Source organism: Clostridium sp. KNHs214 (assembly GCF_000744935.1).
Classification (GTDB): Bacteria; Bacillota; Clostridia; order Clostridiales; family Clostridiaceae; genus Haloimpatiens.
This window is the reverse complement of the sequence record NZ_JQMW01000013.1, coordinates 100,855-115,821: the sequence shown is the minus strand read 5'-3', so window position 1 is coordinate 115,821 and position 14,967 is coordinate 100,855. Positions and strand designations below refer to the sequence as shown.

The following is a 14,967-nucleotide window of genomic DNA, read 5'->3' as shown; positions in this document are numbered from 1 at the left end:
GAATAATGGAAAACTTCGACAAGGATTTACGTTCAATACAAGAAGCAAGAGACCTTGCTAGACTAGGAAAAGTAGCAGCTAATAAAATTGCTGATTATACTGAAGAACAAATTGATAAAATTTTATGCAACATGGTTAGAGTTGCAGAAGAGCATGCTGCTTGTTTAGCACAGATGGCAGTTGAAGAGACAGGTTTTGGTAAAGTTGAAGATAAAACTTTTAAAAATCATTTAGCAGCTACTGTACTATATGATTCAATAAAAGATATGAAAACTATCGGTATAATTAAAGAAGACGAAGCAAATAAGCTTATAGAGATTGCTGAACCAGTTGGTTTAGTTATGGGTATAGTACCTTCAACAAACCCAACTTCTACTGCGATTTTCAAAGCTATGATTTCAATTAAATCTCGTAATGCTATAGTTTTCTCACCACATCCATCTGCTGCAAAATGTACAATTAAGGCAGCTGAATTAATGCGTGATGCAGCTATTGAAGCTGGTGCACCAGAAAATATTATAGGTTGCATAACTACTCCAACAATCGGAGCTACAAATGAATTAATGAAGAGCAAAGAAGTTGCTATAATAATAGCTACAGGTGGTCCAGGAATGGTTAAAGCTGCTTATAGTGCAGGAAAGCCAGCTCTTGGTGTTGGGGCAGGAAACTCTCCAGCGTACATAGAAAGAACTGCTAATGTAGAGAAAGCTGTTAGAAACATCATTGCAAGTAAGACTTTTGATAATGGTACAATTTGTGCTTCAGAACAATCAATAATTTGTGAAGAGTGCAATGAAGCTGTAGTTATTGAAGAACTTAAAAAGCAAGGTGGATATTTCATGACAGCAGAAGAAACTGATAAAGTTTGTAAGCTGTTATTCAAAAATGGTCATGCTATGAATGCTAAGTTTGTTGGAAGAAGTGCACAAGTTATTGCAACTGCTGCAGGATTTACAGTTCCATCAGAAACTAAAGTACTTATAGGAAGACAAAATGGAGTAGGTGAAGGCAATCCATTGTCATATGAAAAACTTACAACAGTTCTTGCATTCTATACAGTAAAAGATTGGCATGAAGCATGTGAGTTAAGTATTGAATTACTTCAAAATGGAATTGGTCATACAATGAGTATACATACTGAAGATAGAGATATAGTTATGAAGTTTGCTAAAAAGCCAGCTTCCCGTATACTTGTTAACACTGGTGGAGCACAAGGTGGAACAGGTGCAAGCACAGGTCTTAACCCTTCATTTACTTTAGGATGTGGTACATGGGGAGGAAGCTCAGTATCTGAGAATGTTACTCCAGAACATCTTATAAATATAAAGAGAGTTGCTTATGGTTTAAAAGATTGTGCAACATTAGCATCTAATGACCCAACCTTCAACTGTATAAAAACTGCTGAGAACTGTCATGGTGTTCAAAATGTTCAAAGTCAATTCATGAATATGAGCCCAGCTCAAATTGCAGCAGCTGCAGCAGCTTTAAATAAGGCTACTGAGTGTGTTAAAAATACTGATAACTGTACTGAGTGCGGTTGTGAGAGTGCAAAAAATGAGGAGCTTTTAAACTTAGTTAACCAAATAGTTGCCGCTATGAAGGGGGCAAACTAATGGATAATTTAGAGGCAGTATTAAAGCTTTTACTAGAAACTGTAAATGGCAAAAGTGAAAATACTGTATCTCAGGTAAATTCATCTGAGATTCCAGTAGGTATTTCTAATAGACACGTACATCTTTCACAAAGGGATTTAGAATGTCTTTTTGGAAAAAACTATCAACTTACTAAACTTAAAGATTTATCTCAGCCTGGACAATATGCGTGCAAAGAAGTTGTAACAGTATGTGGACCAAAGGGTGCAATTGAAAAAGTTAGAATTCTTGGACCAGTAAGAAGTAAGACTCAAGTTGAAGTATTAGCTGGAGATTGCATTAAACTTGGAGCAGTATCACACGTAAGACTATCTGGAGATTTAAGCAGAACGCCTGGAATTACATTAGTTGGACCAAAAGGTTCTGTTCAAATTGAAGAAGGCTTAGTAGTTGCACAAAGACATATTCATATGACACCTGAAGATGCTAAAAATTTAGGGGTCTGTGATGGAGATATAGTATCAATAAAATTTGATGATTTCAGAGGCGGAATATACAGCAACGTAGCTATCAGGGCTAATGATGCTTCAAAGCTTGAATGCCATCTTGATATCGAAGAAGCTAATGCAATGGGCATTAACTCAAAATCAAAAATAACAATAGTGAAATAGAAAAATAATCAATAACAATTAAAATAATAAAAAGTGGTAAAAAATAAATGATTATAATTAAAAATTATAATATACAAATAATAAGATAATTAGGAGGATTTTAAAATGAAATATGATGCATTAGGAATGATAGAAACTAAAGGATTAGTAGGATCAATAGAGGCAGCTGACGCTATGGTTAAGGCAGCAAACGTATATTTAATAGGTAAAGAATATGTTGGAGGCGGACTTGTAACTGTTATGGTTAGAGGAGATGTTGGAGCTGTTAAAGCTGCTACAGATGCTGGAGCTGCTGCTGCACAACGTGTTGGAGAATTAATATCAGTTCACGTTATACCACGTCCACATTCTGAAGTTGAAGTAATTCTTCCATCAACTAAAGAAGCTGCAAAATAGGATTTAATTAAATTGTAAGTAAAATGCCGCTAAAGTTATATTTAGCGGCATTTTTATTTCTGATTTTTTTATTAAATATCAATAATCATTTTCAGAATATTGATTTTATGATTATCCTACAAAAAGTATTACATTACTTGAATTATGAAATTTCTCCTCCATGACTTGCATAAGAGCTCGGAACAATAAATTTAAATAGTTCCTTCGCTTCTTATGCAACTCATTCCAGAGAAATTTCATAATTCCATTACATTGTACTTTTTTGTGGTTGAATCACTTTATTAGTTTTCAGCAAAATTTAATGCAAATATATGTTGACTTATATGCCATATCATGATACAATAATCTTCGTCAAAGGGGTATAGCTCAATTGGTAGAGTAGCGGTCTCCAAAACCGTTGGTTCCGGGTTCAAGTCCTCGTGCCCCTGCCAAAATGAAAGCCAGTAATCATAAAGGTTACTGGCTTTTTTTATATATATTAAATTTGTTTATTTTTAAGGGGTCGGTTGTCTTTTGGTTGTTAAATATCTATAAACCCCCAAAATAGATATTTATTTTAGAATTTGTTTCTAATAATTATAGTAATTAGATATCTTTACGAAATTTTTTGTGGTTCTTAGAGAATGAGATTATTAAACCAGAAACTATACCAATAATTATAAATAACCAACCTATTGGTATTAAGAAAAATGGTTCTATAAGAGTACCATCTGGAGCAATCTTTGCCCCAATGATGTTGTAAGCAACTATACAACTAATTGATATAATGAATGATATTAATGGTAAAAGATATTTTTTTATTAAAATTACCTCCTGCTAATTAATCTAAGTTTTTTATATTTTATTGAGTAATAATATAATATCACGTAATTTATCGTTTATCAATAAAAAAGTTATTTAATTCGATATATACTTGTTGCATTTCGATTTGCAAGGGTGAATTGTAACGCGAAATTATAACATATATGTGTGATTAATTATCTAAAATATACTTTTTTAAAAAATCATAAACGCCAGGTAAGGAGGCATATTTTAAATAAATTAGAATAGTTTAATTTATATTTAAAATATGATAATGTTAATAGGAATAATTGTAGTATAATGTTTATAGAATTTTGCGTAAAAACTTAGTTGTTTATTGCTGTGTAGTTCACATAGTATTTAGCTTGCATGAAAACCTTTAAATTGTACAGTAAGGGTACTGGAGGGATGGACTTGATATTTATAAATAGTAGTTGTAAGGATCCATATATTAATCACGCTGTAGAAGAGTATATACTTAAGTACAAGGATACAGATTGTTTTATACTGTGGCGAAATAGAAGATCTATACTTATAGGAAAAAATCAAAATACTCTAAGAGAAATAAATTTAGAATATGTTAAAGAAAAAGATATAGATGTAGTTAGAAGAGTATCTGGAGGGGGAACAGTTTTTTGCGATTTAGGTAATTTGAACTTTACTTTTATAACCAAAAAGGATTCTAACTTTGCAGATTTTAAAGGGTTTACTAAGCCAGTAATAAATGCTTTGAAGAAACTTGGAGTAGAAGCAGAGTTTACCGGTAGAAATGATTTAACAGTTGAAGGAAAAAAGTTTTGCGGAAACGCCCAATATTCATATAAAAATAAAGTTCTTCATCATGGAACCTTATTATTTGATGCGGATTTATCAGACTTAGTAAAAGCTTTAAAAAGCAATCCAGTAAAATTTAAGGACAAGGCTATTAAGTCTGTATCCAATAGAGTTACTAATATAAGAAAATATCTAGATGAAGATATGAATGTAGAAGAATTCAAAAATTGTCTTATAAGATTAGTGATGGAAGAATTTAATTGCAGGGAATTTTATGAACTAGATGAAGAAGAGATGCAGAAAATAAATGAAATATCTGAAGAAAAGTTTTCTACTTGGCAATGGACTTATGGGAACTCTCCTAAATTTCAATTTTTTAATGAAGATAAGTTTAAATGTGGAGTAGTTCAAATTAGTTTATCAATAAAAGATGGAAATATAAGTGGTATAGAAATAAATGGAGACTTTTTTGGAAAAAGAGAAATCGACCAATTAGAAAACATACTTTTGGGAAAGAAATATGAAGAGGAAAACATATTACAAGTTATTAAAGATGTAGATATTTCAGAATATATTTCTGATTTAACAAGAGAACAATTTATGGGGTTGATGTTTAATTATAAGTAAACATATGATTTATAAGTTGTATGTAGTTTATGCATAGAAAAATAGAATGTGTGTGTAGTATATTATATGCTGCATTGAATATTTTAAGGGGGAATTAAAATGTACGTAAGAAAACCAGAATGGTTAAAGGTAAAATTAGTTAGAAATCACAATTCTATAGAAGTAGAAAATTTATTAAAGGACTTAAATTTAAATACTGTATGTGAACATGCTTTATGTCCAAACAGGGGAGAATGTTTTCATAAAGGTACAGCTACTTTTATGATACTTGGAAGAAATTGCACAAGAAATTGTACATTTTGCAATGTAACTAAAAGTAAACCAGAGCCTGTAAATGAAAAGGAACCGGAAAATTTAGCTAAAGCTGTAGATAGACTTGGCTTAAAACATGTGGTTGTTACTTCTGTAACTAGAGATGATTTAGAAGATGGTGGAGCAGGACATTTTGCTAAGGTGATAAAGGAAGTTAAGAATTTAAATAAGAATGTAACCATTGAGGTTTTAATACCTGATTTCCAAGGAGATGAAAAAGCTCTTAAATTAGTAGCAGATGAGAAGCCAGATATAATAAATCATAATGTAGAAACAGTGCCAGATTTATATCCAGGAGTTAGACCAAGAGCGATTTATCAAAGATCTCTTAAGGTTTTAGAAAACGTGAAGAAAATGGATAGTTCTATTTTGACTAAGTCAGGAATAATGCTAGGCTTAGGAGAAACAAAAGAACAAGTGGTTAGTCTTATGAATGATCTTAGAAAAATAGATTGTGATATATTCACTATGGGACAATATTTACAACCATCTAAAAAACATCACGATGTAGTAGAATATGTTCACCCAGATGTTTTTGAGGAATATAGGAAAATTGGTGAAAGTTTAGGATTTAAATATGTTGCATCAGCTCCCTTAGTTAGAAGTTCCTATAATGCAGTAGAAGTATTTGATAAAATTAAAGGGAAATAAATAGGCCATTTTATAGTCTTCAATGTATACATACCTTACATAAACTGATAAAATATATTGTAGGTATTAGTTTAGTTGTTTTAAATTTGGAGGAGATTCTATGCAATTATATGACATTGTTGTAATAGGAGGAGGGCCTGGGGGCTTATCTGTCGCTATTTCTGCTAAAAAGCAAGGAGTAGATAAGGTTTGTATAATAGAAAGAGAAAGTTCTTTAGGTGGTATGCTAAACGAAAATATTCACAATGGATTTCGTTTAGGAGATTCTGAAGAATATGTTACTGGTCCTGAATATATACAAAAGCTTGTGGATGAAATAAATGAATATAAAATAGAAACCAAAACAAATTCTACAGTATTAAGACTTACTGAAGATAAGAAAATAACTTATGTAAGTGAAAAAGAAGGTATAAAAAATATAAAAGCTAAAGCTGTAGTTTTAGCCACTGGATGCAGAGAACAGTCTATAGGAGCTATAAATATACCAAGGAATAAGTGCGTTGGCATATATACTTGTGGAACAGCACATAAATTGGTGAATTTACACGGTTACTTACCAGGAAAAGAAGTTATAGTATATGGCTCAAGTAATTTAGCTTTATTAACCGCTAGAAGGCTGAAATTAGAAGGAGCAAATGTAAAAATGGTGGTAGAAAAAAATTCACAGCCTATAGGTAAAAAAGAATACTTTAATGAATGTATAGATGATTTTAATATACCCTTTAAAGAAAGTTGCTACATAGTTGATATAAAAGGAAAAGATAGAGTAGAAGGGGTAACGCTAGCTTCACTAGACAAAGATAAAAAAGTATTGAAGGATACTGAATGCTATGTGGAATGTGATACATTACTTTTATCTGTACAACTGTTTCCAGAGACTGATATAACAGTGAATGCTAAAATTTCCTTAAACAATTTATGGGGTGGGCCAGTAGTAGATGAGAATATGTGCACATCTGTAGATGGAATATTTGCCTGTGGAAACTTACTTAAGATCAACTATGATACTAATTATGTAGTTTCTGAAGGAAATAAAGCTGGTGAGGCTGTAGCTAGGTATATAAAAATATTAAAAAAGACTAATTAAATTTTTAGTGCTATACAAGATATGAAGTGTATAGCACTAAAAAAGTTTTTTAAAACAATTATTGCAGATAAATGAACTTCCTTTATTAATAGATATTCTTTCTTGGCTTTTTATAGGCTTGCCGCATATTTCACAGACTTCATTATTAGAACCATCAGATTCTTTTTTTAAGCTACATTGAGAAGAAGTTAGCTTATTTTTTTTATTTGCTGGTGGTGCGTAAACTATAGGTTTTTCAACTTTTTCTTTTTTTAGTATAGAGTATTCTATGGAATACTCGCTTTCAGGAAAAAGTTCTAATTCAAATCTAGGATTATCCTTATCGTAGAATTCTTCAATAATTAGTCTTCTTATTTGGGCATCATTTATAATCAATCCGCTTTTTTCTATTCCATCAAAAATACTTTTAGTTATATTTGTGGTATCTGGATGTCTTTTTTTACTTTTATAATATACCTTTAATATAGCTATTAATGATTCATTAAGTACTGTATTGGGATTTTGACATCTAGCTTCATAAGCTATTTGCTGCTCATATAAAGCGTATCTATCATGATATTTTCCTGAATTATAAGGCAGTATAGCTCGTCCTTGAATATTGGAAAGTTTAAAATTAGATTTAGTTATAGGAGAGCCCTTAATTATAACTTTAGCGTAATTACAAATCATATATAAACCCCTTTTCATAAAAGTGTGGCAAGGAAACAACCCTTACTTGTATGGGTGGTAATTGACAGTATAAAAAGAATTATATCATAATACTAATATAATACAAAATCAAAGAGAGTTAAAAGTTTTTAGGTTTTCCTTGATGATATATAAAGTTTTTTGTATTATAGAAGTTAAGGTATAAAATTAAATTCAGTAATATTTTAGGCTATATGAAAATATTGTATTACGATATTTTTTAAGTTAAGAACTAATAGGTGAAAAGTAAGAGCTATTGAAAAATTCAGCAAAGCTGAATTTTTACCACAACTATTACTTACAAATTAATTATAAAAAACTCCTAGAGTTTTATCCTTAACTCTTACTTCTTAGCTATTACCTATTATTTATTATACTTTGCATTTTAATATAGAGCTTAAATACTAAATAGTAAAGGAAGGAATTTATTATGAATAAAGATATAAAAATATTAGCCATAGAAAGTAGTTGTGATGAAACAGCAGCGGCAGTAGTTGTAAATGGCAGGGAAGTATTATCTAATATAATAGCTTCTCAAATAGATATACATACTAAATTTGGAGGAGTAGTTCCAGAGGTGGCTTCTAGAAAACATATAGAAGCTATAAGTGTAGTGGTTCAGGAGGCTTTAGATAAAGCTAATGTTACACTGCAGGATATAGATGCTATAGGAGTTACATATGGACCCGGATTAGTAGGTGCACTACTGGTAGGACTTCAATATGCAAAAGGACTTAGCTATGCGTTAAACAAGCCATTAATAGGTGTAAATCATATAGAAGGACATATAAGTGCCAATTTTATAGAATATAAAGAATTAGAGCCACCTTTTGTATGCCTTGTGGTATCTGGAGGACACACTTTCATAGTATATATGAAGGATTATGGTGAATTTGAAGTTTTAGGTGGAACTAGAGACGATGCAGCAGGAGAAGCTTTTGATAAAGTTGCAAGAGCTATAGGTCTTGGCTACCCAGGTGGACCTAAAATAGATAAAGTTTCAAAGAAAGGAAATGCTGATGCGATAAAATTTCCTAGAGCTAATTTTCATGATGATAGCTTGGATTTTTCCTTTAGTGGAGTTAAATCAGCAGTACTTAATTATTTAAATAATAAAGAAATGAAGAAGGAAGAGATAGTGAGGGAAGATGTGGCAGCATCTTTCCAAAAGGCAGTGGTAGACGTACTGGTAGACAATGCTATAGAAGCTTGTAAAAATCAAAATGTAGATAAAATAGCTATTGCAGGTGGAGTAGCTGCTAATTCATGCCTTAGAGAAACTATGATTAAAAGAGGAGAAAAAGAGGGAATAAAGGTATTGTTTCCTTCAATGATTTTATGCACAGATAATGCAGCCATGATAGGTAGTGCTGCTTACTTTGAATATAAGAAGGGAAACATAACTCCATTAACTTTAAATGCCATTCCAAATTTAAAATTAGGGGAAAGATAAAAAACTTAAAATAGTGGGGGTGAAAAATTGGGGATAAATAAAAAAGAAAGATTTAAATCTTTATTAGGAACTTATTCTGGATTGCCGAAGGAAATATATGTTTTATTTATAGCTAGAGTTATAAATTGTATTGGAAATTTTGTTTATCCATTTATGACATTCTTCTTGAAGGATAGATTGAATATGTCGCCTAAACAAATAGGTGTATTTATAACAATAACTGCAGTATGCGGTGGTATTGGAGCCTTAGCAGGTGGAAAGTTAGCTGATCATGCAGGAAGAAAACGTACAATAGTTATATCTCAGGGTCTAGCTGCTTTTTCATTAATTTTATGTGGCATATTAAATAATCCACATTTTATAATATGGCTTCTTATTTTATCAGGAATATTTAATGGTGCAGCTCAGCCTGCTAATAGTGCAATGCTTGCCGATGTCACCAATAAGCAAAATAGAAAAGCAGCATTCTCTCTTTTATATTTAGGTATAAATGTAGGATTTGCCATAGGACCATTAATTGCAGGGCTTTTATATAATAATCATATGAGAATTTTATTTATAGGTGATGGGATAACCACATTAATATCATTAATTTTGGTAGTGGTATTTGTAAAAGAGTCTATACCTGAAAAAAGTCAGGTAGAAACAATAGTTGATGATGATGAAAAAAGTGAAGAAGGTTCTACTATTTTAGCATTAATTAAGAGACCCAATTTAGTTATATTCACTTTTATTTCTATTATATATTCATTTATTTATGCTCAAGCTGGTTATATAATACCACTTCAAGTAAATGATATTTTTGGATCCGTAGCTTCTAAAAAGCTGTATGGATATTTAATGACTGTAAATGCTCTTACAGTAATATTTTTTACTACAGTTATAACCCATATTACAAAGAGGAATAAGTCAGTTTTAAATATTGCTTTGGCAGGAGTTTTTTATGCTATAGGCTTTGGAATGCTGTCTGTTATAAAAGCATATCCACTATTTATAGTCTCTACAGCAGTATGGACAGTAGGAGAGATTTTGTGCTCAACAAATTCAGGAGTGTACATAGCAAATCACAGTCCAATGTCGCATAGGGGTAGATTTAATGCCCTTATACCTATAATTTCTGGAGCAGGCTATGCTATAGCCCCATATGTAATGGGCGGAATTCTAGAAAAAAGTGGATTTAAATTATCGTGGACTTTAGTTTTAGGACTAGCTATCCTATCTGGAATCGCCATGTACGGTCTTTATCTAAACGAAAAGAGAAAATAAGAAAATTGTGACGGGGGTGCATAGGAAAAATCTGATTTTAATTCCGTGATAAATGTGAAATTTTGGACTGTGAACAATACGCCAAGAACTTCTAAATATATAAATATCAAATAATGTGGATTTTCTTCATTTTATTCAGAAAATCTTTAATTTATAAGAAAGAAAGCGCTCATATTATTTTTTAGGCGTAGCCTTAGTAAGCTCTAATTCATGGTTACTAATAATATTTTGACTAATTATAATAGCGTATGCTAGAGCAAATAATAAAATTATAAACATTTTCATGATAATCATTTCTAAAAGTATGATATAATTGAAAAATAAGTTAATTCACAATTGTAAATAACTGCGTATCTAATGAGATAAAACAAACCAGAGATTTATGAACAAGATTTTTTATATTATGGAGGATAACAAATATGGCGAAAGAATTATCGGAAATGACATTAGAGGAACTATGGGTACTATTTCCAATAATACTTAGGGAATATAATACTGCATATCCAAAATGGTATGAAATAGAGAAAGAAAAACTGGTGGAGAATTTTGATGATGGAACTATTGTAAGAATCAGCCATATAGGAAGTACAGCAGTTCCAGGAATCGTTTCAAAACCGACTATAGATATTCTCATGGAAATATCACTCAGAAGTAATATAAGCCAAATAACAGATATGTTAAAGTCAATGCAATGGGGTTTGATGAATTTTTCAGAAAAACCGACTTTCAAACAAACATACAGTAAAGGCTATACTAAATATGGGTTTGAAGAAAAGGTATATCATCTCCATGTACGTTATGCTGATAATTGGAGTGAATTATATTTTAGAGATTATTTGATTGAACATCCAGAGGTTGCTAAAGAATATGTAGATTTAAAAATGCAGTTAAAGGAAAAGTATGAACATAATAGAGATGCCTATACTGATGCAAAAGAAGAATTTGTTATTAAATATTCCGAAATAGCAAAAATACAGTACGGTGAACGATATAAGATAAACGCTGTTTAATTATTACTGTTATCAAAAGTATTATTAGATGAAGGTTCGTGTACTTTAGCAAAAGAGTCACAATACTCTTAATATTGTGATGTAGAGAGTACACGCGATTCAATAAATAGTAATTTGAAAGAGGTGTGATATGAAAAAAGATGCAAACAAGTATTTAACAATAGGTATATCACTTGGATTATGTTTTGGTGCTGGTATAGGAATTATTACTAGTATTATCATAGATGGGGCTAATTCTATATTTTCTATACCTTTAGGAGCCGGAGTAGGAATGCTTATTGGCATCGTCATTGGTTCTATTTTGGATAGTAATAACAAAATATAAAGTGGTTTACAAATTCCAATATGTAAACTAAATATAAAAATAGTAATTTATCGTTAAGTTAATTCGCAATTGCAAAAAAAGTGCGTATGAATCTATAAGAATTAAATAATTAAATTATAGACTAGATAATATATGTAGTCTATGTATAAATTCAGTAAAATAAGTGGGTGTAGTGCGTGCTACACCCACTTATTTTAAGGAGGAATAAATATGTATAAGCATATTATTTGGGACTTTGATGGTACTCTTTTTGATTCATACCCATATATGGTAAGTTCATTCCAAAGGGCTTTGCAAGATGATGGAATAGAAGAGAGTTATGAAAATATTTTGGATGTTATGAAAATATCTGTAACTAATGCTATTAATCATTATAAAAAAGTGCATAAAATAAATAATGAAATGATAAAACGATTTTGTAAATATGAAAAATAGATTAATTATGAATTGGTAAAGCCATATGAACATGTCCAAAATATTTGTAGAATGGTATATTATTCGGGAAGAAAAAACTATTTATTTACGCATAGAGATAAATCTGCATTAGAATACTTAGAACGCTATAATTTATTTGAATATTTTTGTGATTTTGTAACTAAAGAGAGTAAATTAAAGAAAAAGCCACAACCAGATGCAATCATGTATATTATTGAGAAATATAATCTTAAAAAAGAAGAAGTATTAATGATTGGAGATCGAGATATTGATATTCTAGCTGCTAGAAATGCCGGAGTAGATTCTTGTATATTTGCTCCAACTCTTATTCAAAATGCTGGCAATGCAGATTATAGTATAGGTTCAATAGAACAAGTTGCTAAAATAATAGGCTTATAATAGCCAATAGAAACATATAAACAAATATAATCCGATGATAAATACTATTATAAGTGAATGTATAAATATTTGTGGATTTCCATATATTAGGATGTGTAAAGGGTGTAAAAAATTGAAATGTTAGGCTTTAAGCTTAAGAAATATTAATGTTAAAGATTAGGTTTTAGAAAGAAGGTAATTTTTATGATGAAGGTTGAAATAAACGAATGCGAAAAATTTTTAAAGAAATGGCAGGACATTTTAAGGCTGCGTGATTGGGATATATTCATTCATATTGTAGAAACAGAATGGAGGAAGTCCGGGGATATTAAGATAGATGCTGATGACAGGAAGGCGGTATTGATGATAAATGGGTTCAATCCAAAACAGGAAAACCTTGAAGCTCTAATAATACATGAGTTACTTCATCTTAAACTCTGGGGAATGGATCAAATGATTGAAGAGCTTATCTATGCAACCTTTGGAGAGAATGAAAGTGATCCAAAGTTCCAGTTTGCTTATAACAAGTTTATGAGTGTACTTGAACCTACAACCGAGGATTTAGCAAAGTCGTTTTTAAACCTTGGAGGAGAGGACAAAAACATATCCTTTGGAAGGGTTAGAAAACAGGTTGAAGAGGAGTTAAAGAAAAACAGCAAGTAGACAAAGCTTAAAGAGGGGTACTACCATGAATTTATATATAGATATTTTTGATGACATTGAAATTAAGTAAGGAACAAGTGGATGAAATATGCAGGGGATAGGCATTCATGTTGATGATAAATCAGATTCCTGGCAAGAATTCATCCCTGGCTGTAAGTATAGGTGGCAGTGAAAATGTTCACAGATTTGAATTTTTCAGGAGGGACATCCATGTCTACAATGGATAAAATCGAAAATAATTCTTATATTGTGATACATGAAAGGTGTAAAAAATAACTAGATAGTAAATTTGTAGAGAAGATTATTTATCCGATGACTACCTGCCGTAACACTCCCACTTCTAACAAAGTGGGAGATAACGGTAGCTACGTCCATGGATAATGATCTCTAACCTTCAGTTGGAGTAAAAACTCCATCTGAAGCTAAGAGCTCTGTTTATAAACAGGAATTGGGAGGAGAAATAATGTCAGAAAATTATTACAAACCATGTAAAGAATTTGATGAGTGCAATGAACTGATTGAGAAATACTTCTTGACCAAACAGTATGGGAAATGCTTTGAAGGTCATATGAAACTGGCTGAAAAGGGTTATCCACTGGCTGAATGTCAAGTTGGATATTTCTATTATGATGGAATTGGTGTTGATAAGGACTTAGAAAAATCTTTCTATTGGACAGAACGTGCTGCAAAACACGGCGATAGAGACGCTCAGTGATGAATATAGGAAAAAAGCAGTTGGTCAGGCTTTTGAATTGGCTTTTCCATGTGAAAAACCCCATGACGTAGATGAAGCATTTAAAAAGTTAGTTGCAATGGGAGCAACTCCTATTCATGATCCACAAAATATGCCTTGGAATCAAAGAACAGCATTATTTGCGGACCCAGATGGAAACATACATGAAATTTTTGCCGAGATTAAATAAACCATAGCTTCTATAAATAGTAGATTTATATTCTGAAGGTTTATTATGGGTGTTTATTTTGGGAATGGAAAAGAAATGTTTCAGCAATAATTATAAACTAATTAAAATACTTTTTCAAAAGGATGATGAAGATCCAGAAAGTGAAGAATATACCTACTCTCTTGTAGAGCTTCCTAATTGTTCTTTATGATACAATAGATTTTATTTAAATGTTTTATTTTTTTCTTATTGGTAAATTATTGGATGTAAAACACTCATTTATAGGTTTAAAATGTATTTATAACAGTCTATTTAAGAAAAGGTTAAAAAGTAGTATTATAAAATAGTGACTGAAATAATAATAGATGGAGAGTGAGATAATGAAAAAATTAGTTTTAGCAATTATTATGGGAGCTATATTAATTTTAAGTGGTTGTGAGGAAGCACAATCAAAAGACGAAAAGTCTAAATTGTACAATGATAATGGGTCAATAGTAAAAGAGTGTGATTCATTTAATTATTTTTTTAGAGATAGTGAAGGAGAAGATTCTAATTTTAAAATGAGCTTTAAAACATTTTCTGGTACCGATACTATTATGAAGATTGATTCTGAAGGCAAAGAAGAATTAAATCTTACATATGATATAAAAGTCAATAAAGGTAAACTAAAATTAGTATTTATTAACCCAGAGGATAAAATTGAGGTAATAGTTGAGGGAAAAGGAAAAGGAAACTATAAAACTACACTAGAAAGCGGAAAGTACAGAGTTAAGGCGGTTGGTGCAGAAGCCAAGGGAAGTTTAGAAATTAAAGCTAATACTAATGCAAAAGTTGTAGTTAAAGGAGAAGAATAGAAGTGATAAAAATAAGCTAGGCGTAGCCGTTCGTTTAAGCCCTAATTCCCGGTTACTTATCTATAGATTTTCAATTTATCCAA

At 31.0% G+C, this 14,967-nt stretch carries 16 protein-coding genes, 1 tRNA gene and 2 pseudogenes; 17 read left to right on the top strand and 2 right to left on the bottom strand.

The window, feature by feature from the left end; translation table 11 throughout:
• The first annotated feature begins 5 nt into the window (after positions 1-5).
• The 4 genes from CC89_RS16080 to CC89_RS16065 all read left to right on the top strand — a co-directional run bounded on the left by CC89_RS16080 (position 6) and on the right by CC89_RS16065 (position 3,090).
• A complete protein-coding gene (locus CC89_RS16080; RefSeq protein WP_035293912.1) occupies positions 6-1,613 on the top strand; it encodes an acetaldehyde dehydrogenase (acetylating) in 1,608 nt (535 codons plus the stop codon).
• The gene (locus tag CC89_RS16075; protein WP_035293910.1) at positions 1,613-2,263 is read left to right on the top strand and encodes a phosphate propanoyltransferase; all 651 of its coding nucleotides are present in this window, start codon (positions 1,613-1,615) and stop codon (positions 2,261-2,263) included. The genes CC89_RS16080 and CC89_RS16075 overlap by 1 nt, the downstream gene beginning before the upstream one ends.
• 105 nt (positions 2,264-2,368) lie before the next feature.
• The gene (gene eutM, locus CC89_RS16070; protein ID WP_035293908.1) at positions 2,369-2,659 is read left to right on the top strand and encodes an ethanolamine utilization microcompartment protein EutM; all 291 of its coding nucleotides are present in this window, start codon (positions 2,369-2,371) and stop codon (positions 2,657-2,659) included.
• 355 nt (positions 2,660-3,014) lie between these two features.
• Positions 3,015-3,090, top strand: a tRNA-Trp gene (locus tag CC89_RS16065).
• Positions 3,091-3,244: 154 nt separating this feature from the next.
• Here CC89_RS16065 and CC89_RS20095 read toward each other — a convergent pair.
• Positions 3,245-3,394, bottom strand: a complete 150-nt coding sequence (locus CC89_RS20095; RefSeq protein ID WP_286161397.1) for a DUF3955 domain-containing protein — start codon at positions 3,392-3,394, stop codon at positions 3,245-3,247.
• Positions 3,395-3,874: 480 nt separating this feature from the next.
• Between CC89_RS20095 and lplA the strand changes: the two genes are divergently transcribed.
• The 3 genes from lplA to CC89_RS16050 all read left to right on the top strand — a co-directional run bounded on the left by lplA (position 3,875) and on the right by CC89_RS16050 (position 6,911).
• Positions 3,875-4,861 (top strand): lipoate--protein ligase, encoded by a 987-nt coding sequence (gene lplA, locus CC89_RS16060; protein WP_035293906.1) that lies wholly within the window; start codon positions 3,875-3,877, stop codon positions 4,859-4,861.
• Between the two features lie 99 nt (positions 4,862-4,960).
• Positions 4,961-5,824, top strand: a complete 864-nt coding sequence (lipA, locus tag CC89_RS16055; RefSeq protein ID WP_035293904.1) for a lipoyl synthase — start codon at positions 4,961-4,963, stop codon at positions 5,822-5,824.
• A 100-nt stretch (positions 5,825-5,924) separates the two neighbouring features.
• The gene (locus CC89_RS16050) at positions 5,925-6,911 is read left to right on the top strand and encodes an NAD(P)/FAD-dependent oxidoreductase (RefSeq protein ID WP_051931910.1); all 987 of its coding nucleotides are present in this window, start codon (positions 5,925-5,927) and stop codon (positions 6,909-6,911) included.
• Positions 6,912-6,947: 36 nt separating this feature from the next.
• Here CC89_RS16050 and CC89_RS16045 read toward each other — a convergent pair whose 3' ends face one another.
• The gene (locus CC89_RS16045; RefSeq protein WP_035293902.1) at positions 6,948-7,580 is read right to left on the bottom strand and encodes a RusA family crossover junction endodeoxyribonuclease; all 633 of its coding nucleotides are present in this window, start codon (positions 7,578-7,580) and stop codon (positions 6,948-6,950) included.
• Between the two features lie 448 nt (positions 7,581-8,028).
• Between CC89_RS16045 and tsaD the strand changes: the two genes are divergently transcribed.
• From tsaD to CC89_RS16000, 10 genes and pseudogenes are all read left to right on the top strand, one after another.
• Positions 8,029-9,051, top strand: a complete 1,023-nt coding sequence (gene tsaD / locus CC89_RS16040; RefSeq protein WP_035293900.1) for a tRNA (adenosine(37)-N6)-threonylcarbamoyltransferase complex transferase subunit TsaD — start codon at positions 8,029-8,031, stop codon at positions 9,049-9,051.
• A 27-nt stretch (positions 9,052-9,078) separates the two neighbouring features.
• A complete protein-coding gene (locus CC89_RS16035) occupies positions 9,079-10,317 on the top strand; it encodes an MDR family MFS transporter (protein ID WP_081897092.1) in 1,239 nt (412 codons plus the stop codon).
• Positions 10,318-10,736: 419 nt separating this feature from the next.
• Complete coding sequence (locus CC89_RS16030) at positions 10,737-11,327, top strand: GrpB family protein (RefSeq protein ID WP_035293898.1); 591 nt, start codon at positions 10,737-10,739, stop codon at positions 11,325-11,327.
• A gap of 130 nt (positions 11,328-11,457) precedes the next feature.
• On the top strand, positions 11,458-11,652 hold the full coding sequence (locus tag CC89_RS16025) for a glycine zipper domain-containing protein (RefSeq protein WP_035293897.1): 195 nt from the start codon (positions 11,458-11,460) through the stop codon (positions 11,650-11,652).
• Between the two features lie 210 nt (positions 11,653-11,862).
• Positions 11,863-12,486, top strand: a pseudogene (locus CC89_RS21250) (HAD-IA family hydrolase).
• Positions 12,487-12,669: 183 nt separating this feature from the next.
• Positions 12,670-13,128, top strand: a complete 459-nt coding sequence (locus CC89_RS16015) for a hypothetical protein (RefSeq protein ID WP_286161380.1) — start codon at positions 12,670-12,672, stop codon at positions 13,126-13,128.
• Positions 13,129-13,591: 463 nt separating this feature from the next.
• A complete protein-coding gene (locus tag CC89_RS21455) occupies positions 13,592-13,843 on the top strand; it encodes a tetratricopeptide repeat protein (protein WP_035293895.1) in 252 nt (83 codons plus the stop codon).
• Positions 13,839-14,051: pseudogene (locus CC89_RS16005) on the top strand (VOC family protein); the annotation flags it as partial. The gene CC89_RS21455 and the pseudogene CC89_RS16005, both read left to right, overlap by 5 nt.
• Before the next feature lie 64 nt (positions 14,052-14,115).
• The gene (locus CC89_RS21240; RefSeq protein ID WP_286161379.1) at positions 14,116-14,241 is read left to right on the top strand and encodes a hypothetical protein; all 126 of its coding nucleotides are present in this window, start codon (positions 14,116-14,118) and stop codon (positions 14,239-14,241) included.
• A gap of 169 nt (positions 14,242-14,410) precedes the next feature.
• Positions 14,411-14,884, top strand: a complete 474-nt coding sequence (locus CC89_RS16000; protein WP_035293893.1) for a hypothetical protein — start codon at positions 14,411-14,413, stop codon at positions 14,882-14,884.
• Positions 14,885-14,967: the final 83 nt, after the last annotated feature.

What these genes read in the sequence shown, in the direction of transcription:
- CC89_RS16080 (WP_035293912.1), top strand. Translation starts at nt 6, where the DNA reads ATGGAAAACTTCGACAAGGATTTACGTTCAATACAAGAAGCAAGAGAC.
- CC89_RS16075 (WP_035293910.1), top strand. Translation starts at nt 1,613, where the DNA reads ATGGATAATTTAGAGGCAGTATTAAAGCTTTTACTAGAAACTGTAAAT.
- eutM (WP_035293908.1), top strand. Translation starts at nt 2,369, where the DNA reads ATGAAATATGATGCATTAGGAATGATAGAAACTAAAGGATTAGTAGGA.
- lipA (WP_035293904.1), top strand. Translation starts at nt 4,961, where the DNA reads ATGTACGTAAGAAAACCAGAATGGTTAAAGGTAAAATTAGTTAGAAAT.
- CC89_RS16050 (WP_051931910.1), top strand. Translation starts at nt 5,925, where the DNA reads ATGCAATTATATGACATTGTTGTAATAGGAGGAGGGCCTGGGGGCTTA.
- CC89_RS16045 (WP_035293902.1), bottom strand. Translation starts at nt 7,580, where the DNA reads ATGATTTGTAATTACGCTAAAGTTATAATTAAGGGCTCTCCTATAACT.
- tsaD (WP_035293900.1), top strand. Translation starts at nt 8,029, where the DNA reads ATGAATAAAGATATAAAAATATTAGCCATAGAAAGTAGTTGTGATGAA.
- CC89_RS16030 (WP_035293898.1), top strand. Translation starts at nt 10,737, where the DNA reads ATGGCGAAAGAATTATCGGAAATGACATTAGAGGAACTATGGGTACTA.
- CC89_RS16025 (WP_035293897.1), top strand. Translation starts at nt 11,458, where the DNA reads ATGAAAAAAGATGCAAACAAGTATTTAACAATAGGTATATCACTTGGA.
- CC89_RS16015 (WP_286161380.1), top strand. Translation starts at nt 12,670, where the DNA reads ATGATGAAGGTTGAAATAAACGAATGCGAAAAATTTTTAAAGAAATGG.
- CC89_RS21455 (WP_035293895.1), top strand. Translation starts at nt 13,592, where the DNA reads ATGTCAGAAAATTATTACAAACCATGTAAAGAATTTGATGAGTGCAAT.
- CC89_RS21240 (WP_286161379.1), top strand. Translation starts at nt 14,116, where the DNA reads ATGGAAAAGAAATGTTTCAGCAATAATTATAAACTAATTAAAATACTT.
- CC89_RS16000 (WP_035293893.1), top strand. Translation starts at nt 14,411, where the DNA reads ATGAAAAAATTAGTTTTAGCAATTATTATGGGAGCTATATTAATTTTA.